Origin of the sequence: Candidatus Nitrosopumilus sp. (assembly GCF_040878665.1) — an archaeon.
Taxonomy (GTDB): Archaea; Thermoproteota; Nitrososphaeria; order Nitrososphaerales; family Nitrosopumilaceae; genus Nitrosopumilus.
Map to the genome: position 1 here is coordinate 214,206 of NZ_JBBDLU010000006.1, position 21,640 is coordinate 235,845.

A 21,640-nucleotide genomic window follows, 5' to 3' on the forward strand; every position below is an offset into this window, starting at 1 on the left:
ATGAATAGTAATGACAAAAAATAACAAACAAATAGTAACCTCTACAATCCTCTTTGGTAGCATGTTTCTTACGATCATGTTGTCAATGTCTGTGATTAATAATGACCTTGCATTTGCTGCTTCTGAAAAGGAAGAATTGTCTAAACAATCTATTGCGATAGACCGAGAATTCTTAGCGGTAGAACAGAAATTGAATAGTGTGCAGGCCAACTTATCTAATGAGAATGAAAAAATGATCCGTGCAATCAATAATGGTGACTTTGAATCATACCGTGATGCAAAAGACATGATATCTTCATTAGAAGTTGAAACTGTAACCTTAAAGAATCAATTATCGGGTTTACAAGATCAACTTGATGAGATCAGACAACAAAAAAGAAATTTGATTACCATTGATCCTGTATTATCTGATAAACTGAATTCTGCACATGATCTTCTTAAAAACAAGATTAGAGAAACAACTATGTTGAATCCGAACACCAATGTTATTGGCGGGATCCCAATTTCTTCTGAATTTGTAGATCTTAACCAAGAAAAACTTGTGATACGAATTGATGTAAAACATCCAATTATTACAGATTCTATATTAGTGGCAAAGAGTGATGAAATGACAAATCAATTTCTTTTAGCAGCAAAAGAAATTGTTGGAGATGACGTTCCTATTGATATTCGATACAGCAATATCAGTCCATTATCATGTACTTCACGAGATTCTGAATGTAGGCCTTTATGGGGAGGAGTGGAAATTTCAAACGATTCTTACCTCTGCACTCTTGGCTTTAGAGCATTTGATGATGTATATCCATACTCTGTAGGATTTGTTACTGCAGGACATTGTTTTGATTCTGTCGAAACTGCTTATCAACCACATGGTGGTGATGGAGTTGGAACCGCAGACAAAAATACTTGGACAGGATCTACTTTCACTGACTGTGATTGTGCTTTTGTAGATCTTGATAACGGTATAGGTATTGAAGACAAAATGTATGCTTCATCAGATAGCTCTTATACCATAGCAGGTCGTCATTCATCATCTACATTAAGTGTAAATGATGATGTTCGTACATCAGCTGCCGCCAGCGATGCTCTCAACTATGGAGAAATAACTGCAATTGATGTGACTAACTATTATGATGGTCATTGGGTCTATCATACAGTCGAGGCTGATTATTGGGCAGAGTCTGGCGATAGTGGCGCCCAGTAACAACGTTAGGTACTACGTATGTTCTTGGAATCACTGTAGCCGGTGATCCTGAAGGTGACTACTTCGGTATTTTCTCTCCATGGGAAGAAATTGATGACCATTTGGGAGTCAACTAATCCTTTTATTTTTTTTACAATTATGGATTATACTTGTTATGCTATATGACAAAACTTGTTCATGTAACATTGATGCAAATTTTCTAAATAGTATGTTAACAAATATCTATTAAGATAGTAAGTGTGATTAAATGAATAAAGATTTGAACATTGATCCTATGAAGAAACGTGAGATATTTTGTATGATGATCACTGTATTTGTGATAGCCTTTATTTTTGTAGTTTACGTAGTACTTTTACCCGCTGGATATCTCTCTGAAAACAGTAAGATCTTTATTCCTAATTGGTATTCTGGTCTAAATGTTTTTGTTACCATGGAAATATGGTCATTTATCGGAGTACCTGCAATAATTTCATTATCTGCTTTCATTGATATTGTGTTTGGGATTTCTAGTTTAGATCTATTTCCTGGAATACTGTTTTTTATTCTAATCTGGATTTCTATCCCATTAATGTTGTGGAACATGAAAGGTATGAAAATTTGGAAACAGGTTCTTTATTCGTATTTGGTAGCGATGCAATTATCTATACTACCTCTAGTTTTCTGGATTGGGATTTCACATCCTTTATAATTAATTAAAAATAGGTAGGAATATTGTAAACGTTCCAGTCGCTTTCTACCGTTGTAAAAGAACTAGTTTCCGGATATACATGTAAAGCGGGCTAGGTCGGGTCGCACTTTCTAATTTAATGTCGTGGCGTGTAAATATTTGACCAAGCCCTTACCTGGCGCCATGGCTTTGACATTTTCGTTAAAGCCCTTACTTTTTAGCAGATTTTAGGAACAAAATTTACCCGAAAATAATACAAAACTCGTTCAAAACCATTACATAATTTCAGTGCGTTGAATCAATAATATAATTTTCATATTGAGAATCGAATGTGAGATGGAATAATAATTGCTGGTTATTACATTATTGTTTTAATCCACTTGATTCTAAAATACATTCAATCTGAATTGAAGTAAATGATAAATATCATGAAATTAATAATATCATACTCTAATATTTGATGAATGATGGTGAAAAAGAAACTACAAAGGTTTGATCTCAAGGTTTTGCTGCGTCTGCTTACTGTAATGTATGAATCTGGACACGAAAAGAGAACAAACTTGGCTCTAAATGCAAAGATAAACTATGACACTTGTGTCTCATATCTTGAGATGCTAGAGTTTTTGGGATTTGCAGTCAAGACAAATCGGCATCATGTCTATGACATCACTCCCCATGGAATTTCACTGTGCAAGAAGAAACTGAATACAGCATTTGATAAAAAATACAATGACATTCCAACAATTTTGGACTGACACTTAGCATATAGATACTATCTATATGGATAGTATGCGATCGCATAGTATCTATGTACTGAGCGCGACTTAATAGAGTGTTCCACCATTGGGAATGGTAATGACAAATAATAAAGAAAAAATGACTACGAAAACGACAAAAACAATTCTTTTTACAGGAATAATTCTGACTCTCATCATCCCAATAATTGGAATGAACGTTGATGCACAAACACAACAAAATGATCAGAATCGACTTGTTGAAAAGAAACAAAGAATTGATGAAAACTTTCAACAATTTCTCAATGTTCGTGAACAGACGTCTAATTTAGAACGAGATCTGTATTATGTTGAACAAGATATGGAAAAACTAGATCCAAGTGATTCGCAAATCGAAACACTTGAAGCAAAACAACAAAAAATTAAGAATGAAGTTGCCGATATGTATCAGCAAATTGATCGTTTAGAACAAATTAGTGTTGAGTTGCATAAGATTCCCATAGAAAAAGAGGAATTATTGAAAGACACGGTAAGTCAAATCGTGAACAAATATCAAATTCATACCAAAGATAATCCGAGTGGACTTCTAGAAGACGTCTTCATAAGCTCAAAAAATGAAATAGTGTATGCATTACAAAGCACTGCTAATAATATGGTAAGTGATCCTTTGTTACAACAAAAAATTGAAAATATGAAGTATGATCTAGATTTACTAGCAACAAACAATGATGTTGACATAGTCGTTTCTAAAATAACCAAAACCAGTTCATGTAACTATCATGGTGAAAGAGATGATTATTGTCAACCTGCAGCTGGCGGAGTACAAATACAGGGAGCAAACACGTTTAATACTACTGTAGAAACTACAACACTTAGTTTTCCTGCTACAAGAGATAGTGTAGCTGGTTTCGTTATGGCAGGGCACGGTACGCTGACATTGGATGGCGGAGAGGATATCTACCAACCTATAAAATCAGGCTCCAATAAAATAGGAGATCTGGTTGTGGGTTATGACGATGAAACTTGCGACTGCTCATTCATAGATCTATCTCCTGGCAGAACTGTTGATGCCGAAATCGTCAGCAACGATGTCTATAACTGGGATATTGATGAATATGTTGGAGCAAGTGGACAATCTGTAGGAAACTATGTGTACATGTCTGGTATAACTAGCAATATTTCAATTGGTCAGATCGACTCCAAGGAATCAGAGATTAATAGAATATATGCCTATTATGTATCTGATGAGGGTGACAGTGGAGGACCTGTAGGTAGAGTCCAGAGTGGAGAATTTGACGTATTTGGAATACATAATGGATTTGTAGACGAAGAAACAGATTTGGCGCAGTATATCCCATATGATGTAATTGAGACTGCATTAGATCTTGATTAAATCCTCTATTCTTTTTTTTGAAGTGTGGTTAGTAAATATTATAATGTATAAGTGATTATTTTTGACGATGTTTAGTATTTTTCTTATCATTGTTTTAACATTAATCCCTACATATTATTCAGAACAAGAATGTGATCTGAGAAAGGATTTAGAAATACGCGGTGAACTTTTACAACAGGACCCCGTTGTTAAAGCATTCTTAGAAAAATATCCTGATACAACATCCTCTGTATCAATAGATAGTTCAAAACCTCTTAAAGCACACATAAAATATTATCACGAACAAGATGCTGTAAAAATTGAATTTCAGGTATATGTACGTGAATCTGGTGTAGACCCACATGATTGTTTTAGTTTAATTTACTACACATACCATTATGAAGATACAAACAAAACTGAGTATGCCAAACATTATTACTATGAACAACAACAAATGCTTGATATTTTGAATGCTGATATTACTCATTCAAGTCCATACAAACAGTTTAGACATGGAATAGATTTACAGAATATTCAATGTAAAAATGAATTGATGTTAATCATAAAATATGATGATTCTCCTGCATGTGTAACTCCTGAAACCAAAACTAAACTAATAGAACGTGGTTGGGCAAAACCAACTTGAAATCTGTAATTGTTTTATCTTTAATGATATGATACAGAACAACAGATATGGGGAGAAAGAGAACTAAATACACAGACTATAACGACTGAAATCTATTTTGATTCAGAAAAATCGGGTACAGTCTTTATGCGTTGATGTCTGAAATTATTTCTTTATAACTAAAGGGCTGACATCGAAACTTTCATTGTGGTGACGATGGCACTGTTGTTAATGAGAATAGTCTAGTTGCAACAGTTGGTAGTGCCTATAATGATGGCGACGTAGATTGGGGATGTGCAACAGCTGGAAGTTCTTTCCAAGTATCTCAAAGTTCTCAAGCCACATGGGGATATAGTGTATCAGCAGATGCTGAGTCAAGTAAATGGGTTCCTTAACCCTTTTCATATTTTTTACATTTTAATTTTCTATCCCCGTATCCGTTTGATTCAAAAAAGTTAATCTGAGCTAAAATTAATCTGATTGCAGAAAATTAATTTTATTACAGTTAACCTGATTGTATTAAAATCAATTTGATTCGAGTCGTGCTCACACGTTTTAATTTGATTCTAATCTCAGAAATAGAATCAAATTTAAGAACTGGCATTGCTTGTTTTTAATCTCAGAAAAAGAAAATGAAAACTATATTTTTGATAATTGCGTAGACATGCCATTTTAATTCCAGTTTGCTTATGAGAATATTTTTTTCAATAATTTTGAATATATTGTTAAATTTTATTAGATACTGAAATTCTTTATAGTCTTTGAAATTTAATCATCAAATAGATTTTACATTATCAATTTAACATTCCAATATCAAATACGTCTAGGTCCACACGACCGTAACCATTAGGGTTTGTACCCTGCCAAAAAACTTGTATATTCTGTGATGGTTTATATCTCATATCTTCACAGGGTCATCATGAGCAAACGTGTTACAATAATGATTGACGATGATTTAGATAAAAAACTACGACTGCGCCAATCAAAAATGATACAACAAAAACAAGTTTCAGTCAGTTATTCTGGAACACTAAACGAAGCATTGAGAAAAGTTCTGTAAGATAGAATCATCGTTGTATGTGTAGATTTACCATGGTTCAAATCCATACAGGTCCAAACAATTGAATACATCAGAGTTCAAGTCAATTAGGATTTAAACTCATAATCAAAAAAGTATCGGTCAGACGGGAATGACCTCAAAAACATAACATCTTTGAAGTGTACCCTGACTCTCTACCCGTCTGACCTGAAAGTCAGGATGTATGAGAGAATCGCTATCTTACTTTTAATGTTTTTTCAATTCTTTGTAAAAATTATCTATGGCAGATTTGTGCTTTGGTGATACTATGATCATTTTGAAGAATATGATTTTAAGATATTCATACTATAAAAGTATTGCTTCAATCCAGATTGATCTAATGTTTAATAACATCATATGATATGAAAACGGTAATAACATGAATAACAAAACAATTTTGTTTGCATTTCTAGCTGCAACCATAGTTTTATCCATTACTGGATTAAACATGGTTGAGGCACAAGCAAATCAAAATACAACTACAAAACAAAAAATGACTAATGAGCAAGAAATAGTAAATACCCAAATCGATGATATTGCCAAACAAATTATTGATTTGCAAATAGATGATCAACAAAAAGGAACTCGTGATAATACAGAACAAATCAATTCCTTGATGGCACAGTTGGAGGAATTATCTCCGCTAACTCCTACAAAGTATATCGCTCCAGAACTAAAACAAAAGATGAAGGATGCACAACACCGCATAACATCTGAAGAAGGAAGCCATCTGCCAATTTATGCTGTAGGAATAGAATCTGAAACTGGATTGTTAAAAATTAGGGCAGATTCAACTACAAACATAGATCAGGAAATTCAAGCATTTGTTGGTGAGGATATCCCATTATCTATTGAATATGGTCCAAACACTTTCAAATTCCAATCGTCAGACTGTACTGGTAGTGGAACAGCGAGTGGACCATGTAATCCAATAATTGGAGGAGCATTTAGTGAAGATGGGTATTGGGGAAAAGATTGCACTGTATCTATTGCGGCAGTTAGAACTGCTGCAAACCCTGATGAGGATGGAATAGTTATCCCAAAACACTGCAATCCAACAAGTGGAAACTTCTATCAAGCAGATAATGATGTATCTGCAGAGTTAGTTGGTACTCCAACCGCGACAGGTGGAAGTGACTGTGATTGTGAATTCATAAAATCAAATTCACGATCTATCGATACTAGTAAAATCTATCTTGGAGGCGGTACGGATATCACCACTAGTGGAAATGCAGATCTTGCAGATGAAACCTACGTTTGGTTATGGGGTGCTACTACTGGATTTGATTCAGGAAGAATTAAAGAAGTAGATCAATCTGCACAAATCCCAGCAAATTCAGGTGATTGGTATGACAATCTGTACTTCATAGATTCAATTTCATACACCGACGGAGATAGTGGAGCCCCAGTAGTTGCTTCTTCTAATACCAAATATGGTGGAATGAATATCGGAACAGATGGAACATATCAAGTAGCTCATGAATGGTCATATATGAAAAGCCAACTTGGGTTACAATAACCCTTTTTCTTTTTTATTAGAGCAGATTTCATTTTTAAAATGTGTCACTCATTAATGGAACCCTTTCTTCTTGATAGTCTATTGGTTATTTTTTATTTCTGAATTAAAAGATCAGAATACTTTATGAATCTGTTATACTTCATAGTATTATTATGAAACACATCATCATTCTGATTGGCTTTGTAGTGTTGATTCAATTTAATCCTGTTTTTGCACATACTGTGACAGAATTTTATGGTGTAGGTGGATGTCCTGTTAATTCCTGTGGTGTTACTGACTGGGATCTGTCTAAAATTGCATCAGACAGTATGTTTTATGTGTCTCTGATCGTTTATTCTATGATAATAGTTTTGTTTTTCTATTTTCTATATAAAAGGAAATGTGAAATTAGACATACTATGTAATAATCACTTAGAATAGTTTTAGATGGTCTCCATTTTTGATCTTTACTGTTAACATCCTTTCTTAGAGTGTAATTATTCAAAAGAACAATTCTTGTAATGTAGGAAAATTTTTTTGTCATTAGTAAACTCAACAGATCTTGAAAAAAACATGTTATTGGATAGCGAAGCGGACATATATCAAATTAGAATAATTTTAGATGATGTTTATTAGTAAATGGAAATCCAATAGAATGCAAATCCTTAGAATGGATGTACCCCCAATATCTCTACCTAGTGTAATTTTATCTATGTTTTAGAGAATAATTGTTATCTCGAACCCATATCTCTTGTTTATATGGTGAAATAAGCACATAGAAAGCACTTTATCTTTTGATGGATTTTTTGATTTATGTACTTCAAAGATATAGTACTAATTACATGTGCTTCATCTGGAATTGGTAGAGAAAATATTATTGACAAATTTCAACTATTGCAAAAAATAACAAAATTTCAACTTGAAATCTAGTGAATTTTAGATGTTCGTTAAACTGTAAGAGATGCCTCTAGCTCGCACTTTGATTTTGTTTCAATTTGTCGGTACTCTCATAGAGATTCTCCCAGCTCATTTCCTGCGAATCACCCAGTATGTCATAAATGTCAAGTTTTTTGCCTTGATTGTTTTTCATCTTTTTCCAGATCTTTTTCTTTTCATCATCTGTCGCCCTCATCTCAAACCATATTCCAAGCATTGCAACCAATCCCTTGCTGATTTTGTCATCACCTGATGCAAGCAGACCGCTTTTGTACGACGAGTTGCGTGCCGGGATTCCATATTTCACATCATCTACAGATACTGAAGGTGGTACTTGTTACAATCTAAAGTACGGAGATACGGTTGTAGTGACTGTTGTAACACAAAAGTATGGCAGTATACAATTTAGTGGTAGTTACCCAAGCACTGTGGTAGTACTCTAACTTTTTTTCTTTTTTTAAATTGGACCTGAAAAATAGTCCGAGTCTTTATCGTATTTTTTTTAAGATTACAAAAAATGCATATCTCTTCACCTTTTTCATTAAGTTGAAAATCATGAAACCAATTATTTCTACATAACCATTTGAAGATTTTTTCTAGGATCATTCTAAATTCTTTTTTTAATTATAAAAACAAAACCTTTCAAATTTGTTGACGTATGCCATGTAATTCCTTAGGAGGTACTTTAGAGGCTGGATACGATCCAGAGCACTGTAAGTCACACTTGACTTTTTTTAAAACAAATGGATCGTATGGATATACTAAAAATAATTTTTATAATCTACAATAATCATATTTGTTATACAAAATATTCTCAGAAACAACCATTCCAAGTGCAAATAGTATCAATAGTCTAGTTTTCATGTTACTTCACAGGCAACGATGCCTCAATTACTGATGTGTTGTTTGCAAACGACACTGAAAACAGTTTGTAGGTATGATCTGAAGACCAATATTCTGTTTCTGTAACTACACCATCCACTCTGATTACAAATTCCCTCCAATAGTCAGGATTTGTATTGAGCAAATCACTTGGAATACGTGCAGAAAACAGTCCTCCATCATTTGGAACAATTGAAAATTCAAAGGATGTTACATTGCCAAACGAATTAGATTTTGGAGTTACATGCACCAATTTTCCTCCTCTTATGTCATACAGTATGTTTGATTCTGTATTGTTTATGTTTACAGTTTTGACAAAATTACCCCATCCTCTTTGAATCAAACTGTCTCCAGTAGATTCCTTGACACATACAGGCATTTGATTTGTGTTTTTTACCGCTAATGTTAATCACACATTACACTGGACTCCAAGATAACTATGCTCAAAGAATTTCTCAAAGTGTTGCTGATATGGATAATCAAACTCTCCCAGATATTTGAGGCTTGGGCATAATTCATTTCAAAAAAACTGATTGCATCTAAACTTAATTGCACAACATTCTCTTTACGATTCTTGGGTTTTCCTGTTCTGTCATACAGTTGTAATACACCATCAATTGATTACACTGACATACTGCCCGTACAAGATCAATTATCCAATTTATCTGGTGAAGCAATAGATGTCATCTTAGAAACTCCTGGTGGCGTTGGTGAAGTAGTTGAAGACATTGTAAAACTTCTTCGTGATAAATATGAGCATGTTGGAATTATTATTCCTGGTTGGGCTAAAAGTGCAGGAACAATTTTTGCAATGGCAGGAGATGAAATCTTGATGGGATCTGCATCTGGTTTAGGTCCAATAGATGCTCAAATAATAACAAATAGTAAAAGATTCTCCGCTGATGCTTTTCTAGAGGGATTAGAAAAAATTAAAAATGATATAATACAAAGTGGAAAACTAAATCCAGCCTATATCCCAATGTTACAACAAATTTCACCTGGAGAAATTCAACATTGTGAAAATGCACAAAAATTTTCTAAACGAATAGTTACTGAATGGCTTGAAAATTATAAATTCAAATTTTGGAAAAATCATAGTACAGGAAATCCAGTTACACAAGAAGAACGTCATAAAAGAGCTGAAGAAATTGCAACCGAATTATGTTCTCAATCACGTTGGTTAACACATGGTCGTTCAATTAAAATTAAAGACTTGGAAGAATTAAGAGTAAAAATTACTAATTATAGTAATAACAAAGATCTCAATGATGCAATTATTCGATATCATACATTATTGAGAATGTCTTTTGAGGATACTGCTATGTACAAATTATTTGAAACTCCTGACACTCAAATTTCTAGATTTCAAGCATCTGTCAATGTTAAACCCGAAAATGTTTCTGTTAAAGACATGAAAATAGTCAACATTAATTTTGTATGCCCACAATGTAAAACCAAATACACTATTCAGGTTAATTTGAATGAACAAGCTCCTATTAACGAGGGATGCGTTCCATATCCTATTGAAAATAACATGTTTAAATGTATCAAATGTAATAAAGAAACAGATGTCTCTAGAGCAAGACTACAAATTGAGGCACAAACTGGAAAGAGTGTGGTTTGATGGAAGAAGAATCTAAATTTAAAATAATTTTTGAAAAAATGGATGAAGCCATTAAAGATCAGAAAAATATTCAATCAATAGATTTTGATCAATTAATGAAAATCAGTGAAGAAATAAGGAATTTTGAGAAGATTGTTAATGATGCAACAATCGATGAAGATTATGTTGTTCTAACAAGAGCCTAAACTTTATCTGCAAACTCTACACTGTTTCATTAATCTTTCAAAATCTTGGCGATTTTTCGTTGTTTAGCTATCGTCTCGTAACAGTTAACTTTGTGATTAACAACTATTACCAATTAAAGTTATGAATAAATGCTGTTTGCATGAATCAATAAATTAATCATGAAATCACCTGAACAATACATTATTTATTATCTGAGGTAAAACACAACATCAAAAATTATTATGTTAATAACTTTCTCGGTTAAAAAAATTTTTAATCAAACCTTTTATGATTTCCAATTATATGAATTATAATGATTACAAAAACGAACAGCATAGTTTTTGCTTTGGTCGCTATAGTTGCAGTTGGATCTATAGGCTTGATCTCGTCAAGCATGTCTGAGAATCAAACCGAAGACATTCCAGAAGTAACTCTTGATTTTAATCAAGATTTCTTAGAAAGAGATGGGATCAGATCAGTAGTAACTATTGTCCATTCTGAATCAGTAGATGTGACAAGAGGTAATTCTGTAATTACATCACTTACTTTGACACACGAAGCTAATGATGCAAAAGCAAAATCAGTAACACTTGAACCAAGAGGAACTATAGGCGTAATTACACCAGAACCATATGCTAGTATGTACACTTCCGAAGAAAGAAGTCAACAACTCAGAGAGAACGGAGAGATTACTGGCAGTATAAGTTTGAGTGATTATGTTTCATATTCTCCAAGCCAAGTTACAATTGCCCCAGGTGAATCCGTAGTCGTATCTATGATGATTGATATTCCTGATGATTTTGATGAAAGATTGATGGTTGGAAAATTACCATTCCAACCAAACTTTGTCAAAATTGGTGATTATCCTGAACAGCAAATACGAATTGACAATGCAATAGTTGACGTCCAAGTTACGGAGAGATCACAATGAGACCATTCTTTGCTCTTGGCATTCTTATTGCTTCGTTAATGATGGTATCTACTTCCGGAGCATTTGCCGCACAACCATATGTTGGAGCTTCTCCAAATATTTCAGTAGAGACAGCATCACAAGGATTTTTCTTTGCTGATTATGATGGAATTCATGATTCTACATATTGGATGGGTGCAGTATTGTCTATGGAAGGTGCGGATGACAGCGATGTTGATTCTGGAATAACCTACCAAATCGGTTCTTATGTTGAAACAAATCAAAACCTAGAAGGACATGCAGAAGTTCATACGGCTACTTCTGTACTGTGGGATTGTAATACGGGTGTAAATACTTGCCCTCAGCTGCAATCAGATGTAGATGACAACGATCATGTCTATGCTACGCAGTATTGGAACGGCGCACGTGACGAAGTAACCTTTTATTGGGACTCAAAACCAAACACAGGTTCAACATATTCTGTATGGAGCGACCCCCCATACAGTCCTGGTGGCAGTGATTCATCAGAAAACTTTCTGGTTGGAAGAGATACGGCAACATTAGCCCAAGATCTGTGGTATTACCACATTGGCATAGAAGCAAGTGGTGAAACCAGTACTGCCGGACTAGATCTATACGATGCAGGATGGGTTGAAAATGTTGGAGGTCTCACATATGCAAAGGACAAGGAATTCCGCACACTAGAAGAACAATCAGTCAATAGCAATGATTGGGAACCTCGTATCGGATATGATGGAAGTGTTATTCTGGTTGTTGGTGGATTGAACTACGATGACCTTTCAGGAGATTACATCAAAAAAGCTGGTTCATCAGTGCCAGATGGTAGAATCGAATTTAGCATAGATTCTGATGATGATCTACTACAAGGAACTGAAATCTGGGATTAATCCCTACCTTTTTATTTTTATAACATAAATTAGAATTAATTTTCAGCTTAAAATGAATCTTAGAAAAATTGCCTTGCTTAGTTTAGTATCTATTGTAGTATTGAGTATAGTGATATTTGGGAGTGATTATAATAACCCAATAGATCAATCTAGTCTTGAATATCTGAAAGCATTATAAGAATTATGTAGACAAAATGAAAATAATGATTCTGTAGCTATAATTGATGGTTTAATATGGGGACATGGAAAGTTTGCAGTACAGCAAAGCAATCAAGCAAATGCATTAGATGGTGCATTCTCATCTAACAAAATTTATGATGGATCTAGTTGGATTAATCTGTCCGACGCAGATTATAATAATTATTGTGAAAATGATATTAATGCATCAGGCAAAGACATAGAATTGGTAGGCGATAGCGAAAATACGCTTGACTTTGGTACATCAGCAGGAACTGATGATTGCCCACGAACGTATATTTCTGATTTTCTACCAGGATAAAATCATGAATCGAAAAAATACAACAATATTTGGTAGTATTATCATGGCTGCAGTGCTTGCAACAATCATATCAGTAGGAACTGCTGATTCTATTTCTGTCAATAATCTTGATAGAACTTGCATGTCTATCCAAGATGCCAAAAAAATTACCCAGTTTGGTAAATATCCTAATGAATTTCCTGAAGGTTATTCATTAGAATGTATTGCCATAGAAAATCCAAACGAACTTTCTGTATTGATTACAAATCAACCAACAGAATCTACGAAATGGATGAGTGAATCAGTTAACCCTTCTGAAGGAAACATCTTCTTACATCAAGTAAATGAAGGTGCCATTATTTCAGAAGATAAGATGGCTAAATTGGGTACTGCTGAAGAAAGAATTCGAACAACCATAGATGGAATCAACAAAGCAAATCCTTCTAGAAATGCACAATACTATTCAATTAATGGTATGTCTGCATACGGTGTAGAATCTTGTGAAGGTTGTGGCACTCAAATTGCGGACTTTGGTAATGGTGAAATCATTACTGCGGCATATGATACAAAATCCAAACTAAAAATCATTGGTGAAAATGGTGAAAGATATTCCTTTTACGGAAATGTTCCACTTGATGATTTAGTGAAATTAGGGAATTCACTACAATAGCCCCTTTCCTTTTTTTCTAAATTGAACTGGAGTTCTTCCACAGATCATAAAATACTTCTAATTCTTTGGCCTATTTTCCGAGAATACACATCATTAATCTTGTTTTAATTCCTTGAGTTTCTGTTAAATCTATTTTTATGTGTACGGGTTCTGTTTACAATCACAATCATCTTGAATGATGCATTCTATCATAGATTCTATGGTTTTGTTTTTCTTGATTCTGTTTCTGATTCTTCTTACACCTTCCTCTTCAGTAGATGCTGTCTTGTATTCAATTACAGAAGTGATTGCAGTTAAGAAGATGTTAGCAAGTGCGACCTTACATTTGTCCATATAAAAAAATATTCATACGTTTATTTAAGAATTTGAAACAGGTAACTTGAGTTACCATATAAGTACATCTAGATCATCAAAAATAAAATACTTTTTTTCAGGAGAGGGCTTCAATTAAATGTCTTTGAAAGATTTGCAAGAAACGTTTCAATCAATACTTTCCTTCCATCTTTTTCGTGCGGATAGATTCCCCAGATGTCTCCCTCCAACAAAAGCGCAGGTTGCTCTTTGCCAAAAAAACATCCACTGTTTCTATTGGTTCCAAAAACTGTTCTTATCCTGTACTTGTGCCATACAGATGGAAGCAGTGCTTTTGTGTATGATTCTGTTAATTCTGCGTTTGTCATGTCTGCAGTGTCTATAATGCTATACTCTAGACTGTTCTGTTCAGAAAGCTCTTTGAGAGTAGATTCTACAAAGTTAAGATCTGTCCTTACGTTTGACTCCTTGCTGCTTCTGTACAATGTTGCTTTCAGAGGCATACTATACCCATACCACACATACACTACACTGACTGATAAGTTTTACTGAGCAGGAATTGGCTCTTCTATTGCCTTTTTCATGGCATGCTTCCCAAGTTCATTATCCAAATCTTTGAATTTCTGGATAAGTGCACTGTTTGGATTTAATGCATACAGTTGTGCCTTACCATATTTTCTTGTAGTTTTTAGAAACTCAAACTCTAAAATTCCATCCCAGACCTTGTAAAATGTGGTTTTTGAAATGCCTGTTTGCTCTATGATCTCTTTTTTAGAATAATCACTCTCTCTGTTATCCAGAAAAAAGTCTATTATTCTGAGTTTAGGGGTATCTCCCATATACTGTAGGAGTAGTGATTGATCTTTCATAGTAATATTATGATTTTAAATGTATTTAAATGTGAACCAACAAAGGTACTGTAAGTGAACTAATGCTAACCGATGAAGAAATCAAAGGTAGAATAATACGAAAACTCTACAGACGTGGAAACTGGGGTGCAAGCCACACATCATTTGAGAATCTCAAAAAAGGATTCACACAAAGAGATACCGGAAAACAAGGTTCCAAAAAAGTCGACAAGATGGGAGAAGTTCTGATCAAAGAAAACCTGATTTTATCAAAACCTACCGGATACGGATTAGAAGTCAGTCTAAATCCAAAAATGAAAGACAGAATCCAGGCGTATTTGGAGGAATAGTATAATTTTCAAGAAACAAGCCAGCCAAATTGTAGGAGAATTGAAAGAACAGCGAAAATATGACGATGAGGAAGTTTTAGAATATTTGAAAGTACATGAAATTACTGAATCCAAAGACATGCTGAAAATAATGATCCACCAGTATGCTTTACAGGTATGACCATGTATATGGTTACACTAGATGCAACAACTGTAATAATTATGAGAATTATCAAAAGTCTAGTTTTCATTTTCTTTAATCATTTACCTCCAAGATATCCAAATGCATTACTTTCTGGTGGAACAAATCCCCAGTTTCTTTCAATTAGTTTTGCACCAGTGTCTTTTGCCACACATGCAGGATAGTTATCAGCTCTTGGTTTTGTGTTGTCATTTTTTAGAATTAAAATCAAATTATCTCGGCACCAAGTGTCTTGTCCATGAACGCCCGCTTTATGTTGCGCCAACGGAGTTGAACCGTAATCAATTATAGATATTCCATAAACGCCCTCAGAGCCTGCATTAAAGCCATATGTTCCCATCACTGTTGGAACAAACGAAGTGGTAATCATCTTAGACCCTACACATTCATTGACAGTGCCATTTACCACATTAGAATATTCAAATTTGGCAGAATTTGCAGAGAACATAACCGAATAGTCTTTTTCTGTCATATCTCTATTGTTTACATTATAGTGCATGTCGATTTGTTTTCCAGTAAAGAATGTCTTTGACTGTCCATCTTGCGTCCAGAAAAAGCCATACTCTAAACCTCTGTAATTTGCAAGAAATTCCTTTGAAGTGCAATTGAGTTTGGAGACTTGGGAGTAAAAAGACACTTCATAGTTGTTATTGCCTACAAGTAGGAACAGTCCCCTGTCACCGATCTCATATGATGGACAAGGAGTACCAAGATGCATGATGTTTTGATTACATCCAATTGCCAAGACAGATTTAGACATTCCAAAAGAGTCTTGTTTTACAACTTCTTCAATTTCCATTGTGTATAAAGGGGCATTGCCTTCAGATTGTTTTTTGTCAGTTATAGTACCAAGAACAATCATGTCAAATTCATCAAGTACTTCCTGAGCAGTCATTGGCATGACAAGACCATATGCAACCGATGAGAAAATAACAGTGAGAACAATTGCAAGCAATATCAAAAGACTAGTTTTCATTTTCACCGCATCTTTTGCATCTGTAGTCAATATCTGATGGTTGTTCTCCTGAAATTAACTCAAAATCTTCTGAACCACAAACTTTGCATTTTCTTGGATTATATTCAATGTCTAAAAATTCTTTTTTTCTTTTCAGATATTCTTCTTTGGAAATTTTTTCTTCAATGTATTTTTTTTCTAAAATTCTTAATGCCTCATCATTTTGTAGTTTTTCTTTTTCGTTTATTGGATCTATACGTCTGTAATTTAACACCGAATCTTTATGAATTACGGTATATTTTTTTGCATACTTTATGATTAACCAAAGAATTATGAACCATATGACTAACCCGTATGGAAACGGAAGTGTCATTTGCAACGCAAAGAAGCTTGCAATACCAAGTAAAATTCCAATTATGATAGTTTTCATTTTCTTATTCTCTGTTTTCGCCTATAAACGAAAATAATTCCAACTGCCAGACTTGCAATTATCACTATGATTATCAAAATTGTAATGTAAATTAATCCAAAATCATATAAAATTGAAGGCATCATGTTTGGAAGGGGTAACTCAGCATATTGTGGTGCATTATCTTCATTGACCTTAATTACATCAAATTGACCGTTATATTCTCCAGTATTGGGTGCTCTTCCTGAGAAAAAATAATACTCGTACACATTTCTGTGTGACATTGATTCATCAACCCATTCTTGCAGGTTATTGTCTTTAATTGCTTGATTTAGTTCCAAATGTTTTTCCTCCATGAATGTAGAACCTTTGTAAGAGTAATAGTCAGTCCATTTGTCTAATTCGTGCTGTTGATATTTTCCATTAATAATTAGATCAAGACATGGCGCATCAGACCAATCAGTATTGACAGTACAATCAGCAAAGACATAAGGAATTATAGGTACAATAGAAACTACAATAATTACCAAAAGACTAATTTTCATCACATATTTTTCTAAATAAGACATTCATAAAAGATTCGAAGAACTTATGAACTTGTGAATTTTGAAATTATGTGTGAATCAATGCAGGAATATCTGCAAAGACCATCCGCAGGGAAACAAGAGCACCATATACCAAGATGGCGGAAGTTTTTGCAGAAACTGTGACTATTATTTTGAAGAATGGATAATCAGATGCCCGTGTTGCAATACCTTGGTACGGCATTCCACTAGAAACAGAAAAGGTCAGGAAGGATTGCAGAGAATATGAAATATTTTATGATTTTCTTGGTTTTACTAGCTCTTCCTGTAATTATCCCGACTGCATTTGGAAATTGTATATCACTACCATGTGACGATTCTGGGATGAAGTTAGGAGAGCCAAATTACAGATTCATTGATTTTTCATATGCAAATACGTTTGAAGATTCTATCAAATTCATTTTGGAAAAAACTGCATATGGACATTGTACATCATTTAATGCTGAAATTACTGACGAAGATGGTAATCTTGTATGGGGTGAAAAATCGTTTGCTCTCTGTGATTCAATCACAAGCCCTTCTTTAATTACATCACAAATCAAAATTGGTTACAATGAAGATAATCCTATAATCATAAATAAGTCTGGAAAATATTTCATCAAAGTACAAATCGATGATGGAAGTATAGAACGAGAATTTGTGGTAAGGCAAAATCATTCAGGTATTTCACTTGATCGTCTAGGTTATCCCGTTCCGTGGGAGCTTAGCCCATTAAAACAATTCAACGCAGGAGTTCCATTTGATGAAATACAATGCAAAGATGAATTGACATTAATCCAAAAATATGACGGTTCACCTACATGTGTAACGGAACAGACCAAGCAAAAATTGATTGAGAGAGGGTGGGCAAAAGAAAATAAAACAATCCTTACCTTCGATTATATAATAAAAAAAGATGACGTTACTTTTGGAAGCCAATATCAAATTTCAGGTGGGATAGTTGATGCGATTACATATAATAAAAATTCTAATTCATTAATTATTGCATTATCAGAATCTGATAAAGGATATATTCAAATTATAATTCAAACTGGAATTTTGCATCAGCATAGACAATTACCCTTTGATTATTTTGTTCTTGTAGATGGTGAAGAGGTATCTTTTGAACAATTTTCTCCCATTATTTTGAAAATTCCTTTTGAGAAAGGTGTGCAACAAATAGAAGTTATCGGGGTAAATAACACATAGAAAATGAAAACTAGAACCAAGTTAACAATAATTGGAATTATCACAGGTTCCATTTTAGCAACTTTTGCAGTAATTCCATCCTTGGGAGTTTTGTGGTGGTCATCATACGATCCAAGAGAAAATCAGAAAATGTTTGGAGATCCAACAAACCCCAAAATCAGTTACGAGGGAGAACCATCAAGCAGAACATTACTGCCATACACTGAAAATTACAACGTTCCATTTGATTACGAGGGCAAGATAGACTATGATGTATTGATCAAGAAACTACTCCCACCACTATTCCAAGAAAAACTGCATGAGATTGGAGTTGATGTTGAGACGTCTCATATGGTTTTGTTGCGTGGTGCTCAGATATCCATGTATCAGGAACAAAGCTATCAGTGTGGTTATGTAATTGATGATGACAAACAGGTGTACTGGCTTGAAGGGAGAATAGACAAATCAAGAATATACGATGTAGATGTGTTTACAGAAAACCCAATGCCCTGCAAGCCAAATCATGGAAGTTGCTTCTGTGATGCGCAGACACTGGCAGAGGAACAGTTACTGGACTGAGAAAACACCGTTGACTCCAATAGAGGAGACCATTGTAGTAAATTACATTCATGACTATCTCAAAGACAATACCAATCTTAATTTTTACAAATACCAAGTAGGAAAATACCACATGGATTATGGCGATAACGATGTCATTTCTTTTTGTGGCGTTTTTGATGGAAAGAGTCGCAGTAACTATTTTGTTGGCTCTGTAAATATGGTAACAAATGACAATGATTTTGGCATGGAGAAGACTTTCACCACTATGCATAATACCCGATGATGCAAAATGGAATTCTTTTGATTAAATGAAAACTAGGCTTGATACTGTTGGCACTACATACACATTCTCACTAGATGATGTTGATGCTTATAATTGTAAAATAGGTCAAGATCACATGAAATCCCCTCCAAAATAGGCACAAATATCTGGTTTTGTACAAACTTTTTTCGCTATTATACTGTGATTTTGCTGAAAAATAAAATGAATCTATGGTATGATATGTTCGAAGCACTTTTCAATGATGAATAATTGCATTTCATACAGTATGAAGTATTCTGTCCTATTCTTGATTGGATTTACTCTCTCATCGTTTCTTATCTCAGATATTTATGCAGACTCTGTTCCAAATGATGACTATCTAAAGTTTGATCTTGATGATTTTTACATATATGCCGATAACAGGCACATTACAGACATCATACTTGATTGGAACGGTGAAACTTTACCTTATGGCACTATTTCATTTGATGATACAGTAAACACTGACATCAACATAATGATTCCAAAAAATATCCCACGTAAGACAAATCTTGATTTTGGCTCTTCTATGGCAGTATTTTATTCAGATACATTGATAGTGTCAATCAAAGAAACTGAAACGGATTGCTTTATTCATCTCAGAATACCTGTCAATAATGCAGATAAAATAAACATTGATAGTATTTCTGTAGCTGCTGGTAGATTACAATCAGTAACTGTAAATGATCCTAAATGTGAATCTATTTACAAAAATTATTCTGATACCTACAAATCAAAACTAATCCCATCTCAACTTGATGTATCTGTTAAGATTCCAGAACCTGAACAGGATATCTCAGTGTATGAAACTTGTGGGGCAGGAACAATACTGCAAAACGATATTTGTGTAGTTGATGAATCACAAAAACAAATCACCGATTCTTCTGGAAAATGGGGAGCAAGTTCATATAATCATATGCTTGAACCGCCACTAAAACAGTTCAAGTCAGGGCATTTAGCTGATGACATTCAATGTAAAGATGATTTTTTCCTAATTCAAAAGTATGACGGCTCCCCCGCATGTGTCACGCCAAAATCAGCTCAAAATCTGTACGAACGTGGATGGACTCTTACTCTGCATATCGCTGTAAATCGAGGGGCTCCCACGATATATCTAGGCCCTACAGACATTCCTAGTGCAAACAATCAGTTTGCATTTAGATTCTATTCTCAAGTGTCACAAGACAAAGAACACAATGTGTTTTTCTCACCTACAAGTATCTTTACTGCGTTTGCAATTGCATATGAAGGTGCTAGAGACCACACAGCAGGCGAGATAAGAGATGTGTTTGGGTTTGAAGTAGATGATGCAAAACGAAGAGCAGGCTTTGCAAGCATGCAAAAACAGCTCAACATAAAAGAACAAAACAACACCCTGTCATTATCAAATGCATTGTGGATTGCAGAAAACTTTGAGGTGCTACCACAATATGTTGATACTGCAAAGACATACTATGGCAGCGAAATAGAATCAGTTGATTTTTCATCCAAAGAAAAGAGTCTTGACATCATAAACCAATGGGCAGACACAAAGACCCGTGGGAAAATAAAAAAAATCTTTGATGCATTGGATCCTAATACAAAATTGGCAATAACTAATGCCATTTACTTTAAGGGAAACTGGTCAGAACCATTTGACAAAGAAAAAACAGTAATGAGTGATTTTCATGTCACTCCCAAAGTAACAGTTCAAGTACCAATGATGGAATCAAAAACTACATTTTACAACATTGCAATAAATGATCTAGTGCAAATTCTGGAATTGCCATACTATGGAGACAGACTATCCATGATTATCTTACTGCCAAAAGATCCAACTGGAATGACTTCTTTGGAAGGAGATCTGTCTGCAGACAATCTAAACAAATGGAAAGAAGAGATGCACAAAAAGAAAATCAAACTGTACATGCCAAAATTCAAACTTGAAACAACATATGATTTGAAATATCTGCTGCAGGAGATGGGCATTCATGATGCATTTGATGATGCAGACTTTGGAGGTATTTCGAATTCTGGTCTGTATATTGACAAGGCAGTTCACAAAGCAATAGTTGATATCAATGAGGAGGGAACTGAATCTGCAGCGGTTACAGGAATACTTGTGGCAGAGTCTGGTCCATTAGAATTTACATTGGATCGTCAGTTTATTTTCTTGATTCAGGACAATGAAACTGGAAGTATTTTGTTTATTGGTAAGGTTGTAGACCCGTTACAGTAGAAA

28 protein-coding genes are annotated in these 21,640 nt (G+C 34.3%); 18 read left to right on the forward strand and 10 right to left on the reverse strand.

The features are described 5' to 3' along the window. Window positions 1-10: 10 nt before the first annotated feature. From WDZ98_RS05895 to WDZ98_RS05930, 8 genes are all read left to right on the forward strand, one after another. Entirely contained in the window at window positions 11-1,204 is a 1,194-nt protein-coding gene (locus WDZ98_RS05895) for a hypothetical protein (protein ID WP_368059019.1), read from the forward strand. Window positions 1,205-1,451: 247 nt separating this feature from the next. After that, window positions 1,452-1,892: a hypothetical protein gene (locus WDZ98_RS05900; RefSeq protein WP_368059017.1), complete on the forward strand. Its 441-nt coding sequence runs from the start codon at window positions 1,452-1,454 to the stop codon at window positions 1,890-1,892. Between the two features lie 443 nt (window positions 1,893-2,335). Next, window positions 2,336-2,626, forward strand: coding sequence for a winged helix-turn-helix domain-containing protein (locus WDZ98_RS05905; protein WP_368059015.1), 291 nt, complete (start codon window positions 2,336-2,338; stop codon window positions 2,624-2,626). 100 nt (window positions 2,627-2,726) lie between these two features. Beyond that, window positions 2,727-3,998: a hypothetical protein gene (locus tag WDZ98_RS05910; protein ID WP_368059013.1), complete on the forward strand. Its 1,272-nt coding sequence runs from the start codon at window positions 2,727-2,729 to the stop codon at window positions 3,996-3,998. Between the two features lie 67 nt (window positions 3,999-4,065). Further along, complete coding sequence (locus WDZ98_RS05915) at window positions 4,066-4,623, forward strand: hypothetical protein (RefSeq protein WP_368059011.1); 558 nt, start codon at window positions 4,066-4,068, stop codon at window positions 4,621-4,623. An 898-nt stretch (window positions 4,624-5,521) separates the two neighbouring features. Beyond that, entirely contained in the window at window positions 5,522-5,662 is a 141-nt protein-coding gene (locus WDZ98_RS05920) for a hypothetical protein (protein ID WP_368059009.1), read from the forward strand. Between the two features lie 397 nt (window positions 5,663-6,059). Beyond that, the gene (locus WDZ98_RS05925) at window positions 6,060-7,199 is read left to right on the forward strand and encodes a hypothetical protein (RefSeq protein WP_368059007.1); all 1,140 of its coding nucleotides are present in this window, start codon (window positions 6,060-6,062) and stop codon (window positions 7,197-7,199) included. 152 nt (window positions 7,200-7,351) lie between these two features. After that, on the forward strand, window positions 7,352-7,603 hold the full coding sequence (locus WDZ98_RS05930) for a hypothetical protein (RefSeq protein ID WP_368059005.1): 252 nt from the start codon (window positions 7,352-7,354) through the stop codon (window positions 7,601-7,603). A gap of 542 nt (window positions 7,604-8,145) precedes the next feature. Here WDZ98_RS05930 and WDZ98_RS05935 read toward each other — a convergent pair. Beyond that, the gene (locus WDZ98_RS05935; RefSeq protein WP_368059003.1) at window positions 8,146-8,421 is read right to left on the reverse strand and encodes a hypothetical protein; all 276 of its coding nucleotides are present in this window, start codon (window positions 8,419-8,421) and stop codon (window positions 8,146-8,148) included. A 558-nt stretch (window positions 8,422-8,979) separates the two neighbouring features. Further along, window positions 8,980-9,375: a hypothetical protein gene (locus WDZ98_RS05940; protein WP_368059001.1), complete on the reverse strand. Its 396-nt coding sequence runs from the start codon at window positions 9,373-9,375 to the stop codon at window positions 8,980-8,982. A 195-nt stretch (window positions 9,376-9,570) separates the two neighbouring features. Between WDZ98_RS05940 and WDZ98_RS05945 the strand changes: the two genes are divergently transcribed. From WDZ98_RS05945 to WDZ98_RS05965, 5 genes are all read left to right on the forward strand, one after another. Further along, entirely contained in the window at window positions 9,571-10,620 is a 1,050-nt protein-coding gene (locus WDZ98_RS05945) for a hypothetical protein (RefSeq protein ID WP_368058999.1), read from the forward strand. Beyond that, window positions 10,620-10,805 carry a hypothetical protein gene (locus tag WDZ98_RS05950; RefSeq protein WP_368058997.1) on the forward strand — a complete coding sequence of 62 codons (186 nt, stop codon included), beginning with the start codon at window positions 10,620-10,622 and terminating at the stop codon, window positions 10,803-10,805. The genes WDZ98_RS05945 and WDZ98_RS05950 overlap by 1 nt, the downstream gene beginning before the upstream one ends. A gap of 293 nt (window positions 10,806-11,098) precedes the next feature. Next, window positions 11,099-11,716, forward strand: a complete 618-nt coding sequence (locus WDZ98_RS05955) for a hypothetical protein (protein ID WP_368058995.1) — start codon at window positions 11,099-11,101, stop codon at window positions 11,714-11,716. After that, window positions 11,713-12,603, forward strand: coding sequence for a hypothetical protein (locus tag WDZ98_RS05960; RefSeq protein ID WP_368058993.1), 891 nt, complete (start codon window positions 11,713-11,715; stop codon window positions 12,601-12,603). Before WDZ98_RS05955 ends, WDZ98_RS05960 begins: the two co-directional genes overlap by 4 nt. A gap of 503 nt (window positions 12,604-13,106) precedes the next feature. Continuing rightward, on the forward strand, window positions 13,107-13,751 hold the full coding sequence (locus WDZ98_RS05965; protein WP_368058991.1) for a hypothetical protein: 645 nt from the start codon (window positions 13,107-13,109) through the stop codon (window positions 13,749-13,751). A gap of 135 nt (window positions 13,752-13,886) precedes the next feature. Here WDZ98_RS05965 and WDZ98_RS05970 read toward each other — a convergent pair whose 3' ends face one another. From WDZ98_RS05970 to WDZ98_RS05980, 3 genes are all read right to left on the reverse strand, one after another. Continuing rightward, entirely contained in the window at window positions 13,887-14,084 is a 198-nt protein-coding gene (locus WDZ98_RS05970; protein ID WP_368058989.1) for a hypothetical protein, read from the reverse strand. A gap of 110 nt (window positions 14,085-14,194) precedes the next feature. Beyond that, window positions 14,195-14,566: a hypothetical protein gene (locus WDZ98_RS05975; RefSeq protein WP_368058987.1), complete on the reverse strand. Its 372-nt coding sequence runs from the start codon at window positions 14,564-14,566 to the stop codon at window positions 14,195-14,197. Window positions 14,567-14,608: 42 nt separating this feature from the next. Beyond that, the gene (locus WDZ98_RS05980; protein WP_368058985.1) at window positions 14,609-14,932 is read right to left on the reverse strand and encodes a hypothetical protein; all 324 of its coding nucleotides are present in this window, start codon (window positions 14,930-14,932) and stop codon (window positions 14,609-14,611) included. A gap of 62 nt (window positions 14,933-14,994) precedes the next feature. Here WDZ98_RS05980 and WDZ98_RS05985 point away from each other — a divergent pair, with 62 nt between their 5' ends. Further along, entirely contained in the window at window positions 14,995-15,261 is a 267-nt protein-coding gene (locus WDZ98_RS05985; RefSeq protein WP_368058983.1) for a hypothetical protein, read from the forward strand. Window positions 15,262-15,362: 101 nt separating this feature from the next. On the opposite strand, the gene WDZ98_RS05990 is transcribed toward WDZ98_RS05985, so the two are convergent. The 5 genes from WDZ98_RS05990 to WDZ98_RS06010 all read right to left on the reverse strand — a co-directional run bounded on the left by WDZ98_RS05990 (window position 15,363) and on the right by WDZ98_RS06010 (window position 17,574). Next, window positions 15,363-15,491, reverse strand: a complete 129-nt coding sequence (locus WDZ98_RS05990) for a hypothetical protein (protein WP_368058981.1) — start codon at window positions 15,489-15,491, stop codon at window positions 15,363-15,365. Between the two features lie 9 nt (window positions 15,492-15,500). Then, window positions 15,501-16,448, reverse strand: coding sequence for a hypothetical protein (locus WDZ98_RS05995; RefSeq protein ID WP_368058979.1), 948 nt, complete (start codon window positions 16,446-16,448; stop codon window positions 15,501-15,503). Continuing rightward, window positions 16,408-16,827 carry a hypothetical protein gene (locus WDZ98_RS06000; protein ID WP_368058977.1) on the reverse strand — a complete coding sequence of 140 codons (420 nt, stop codon included), beginning with the start codon at window positions 16,825-16,827 and terminating at the stop codon, window positions 16,408-16,410. The genes WDZ98_RS05995 and WDZ98_RS06000 overlap by 41 nt, the downstream gene beginning before the upstream one ends. Next, complete coding sequence (locus WDZ98_RS06005; protein ID WP_368058975.1) at window positions 16,824-17,351, reverse strand: hypothetical protein; 528 nt, start codon at window positions 17,349-17,351, stop codon at window positions 16,824-16,826. Before WDZ98_RS06005 ends, WDZ98_RS06000 begins: the two co-directional genes overlap by 4 nt. 67 nt (window positions 17,352-17,418) lie before the next feature. Next, window positions 17,419-17,574 carry a hypothetical protein gene (locus tag WDZ98_RS06010; protein ID WP_368058973.1) on the reverse strand — a complete coding sequence of 52 codons (156 nt, stop codon included), beginning with the start codon at window positions 17,572-17,574 and terminating at the stop codon, window positions 17,419-17,421. 41 nt (window positions 17,575-17,615) lie between these two features. Here WDZ98_RS06010 and WDZ98_RS06015 point away from each other — a divergent pair, with 41 nt between their 5' ends. From WDZ98_RS06015 to WDZ98_RS06030, 4 genes are all read left to right on the forward strand, one after another. Further along, on the forward strand, window positions 17,616-18,578 hold the full coding sequence (locus WDZ98_RS06015; protein WP_368058971.1) for a hypothetical protein: 963 nt from the start codon (window positions 17,616-17,618) through the stop codon (window positions 18,576-18,578). Between the two features lie 3 nt (window positions 18,579-18,581). Next, on the forward strand, window positions 18,582-19,136 hold the full coding sequence (locus WDZ98_RS06020; protein ID WP_368058969.1) for a hypothetical protein: 555 nt from the start codon (window positions 18,582-18,584) through the stop codon (window positions 19,134-19,136). A gap of 10 nt (window positions 19,137-19,146) precedes the next feature. Next, the gene (locus WDZ98_RS06025; RefSeq protein WP_368058967.1) at window positions 19,147-19,401 is read left to right on the forward strand and encodes a hypothetical protein; all 255 of its coding nucleotides are present in this window, start codon (window positions 19,147-19,149) and stop codon (window positions 19,399-19,401) included. Window positions 19,402-19,666: 265 nt separating this feature from the next. Beyond that, window positions 19,667-21,637, forward strand: coding sequence for a serpin family protein (locus WDZ98_RS06030; RefSeq protein WP_368058965.1), 1,971 nt, complete (start codon window positions 19,667-19,669; stop codon window positions 21,635-21,637). Window positions 21,638-21,640 lie beyond the last annotated feature (3 nt).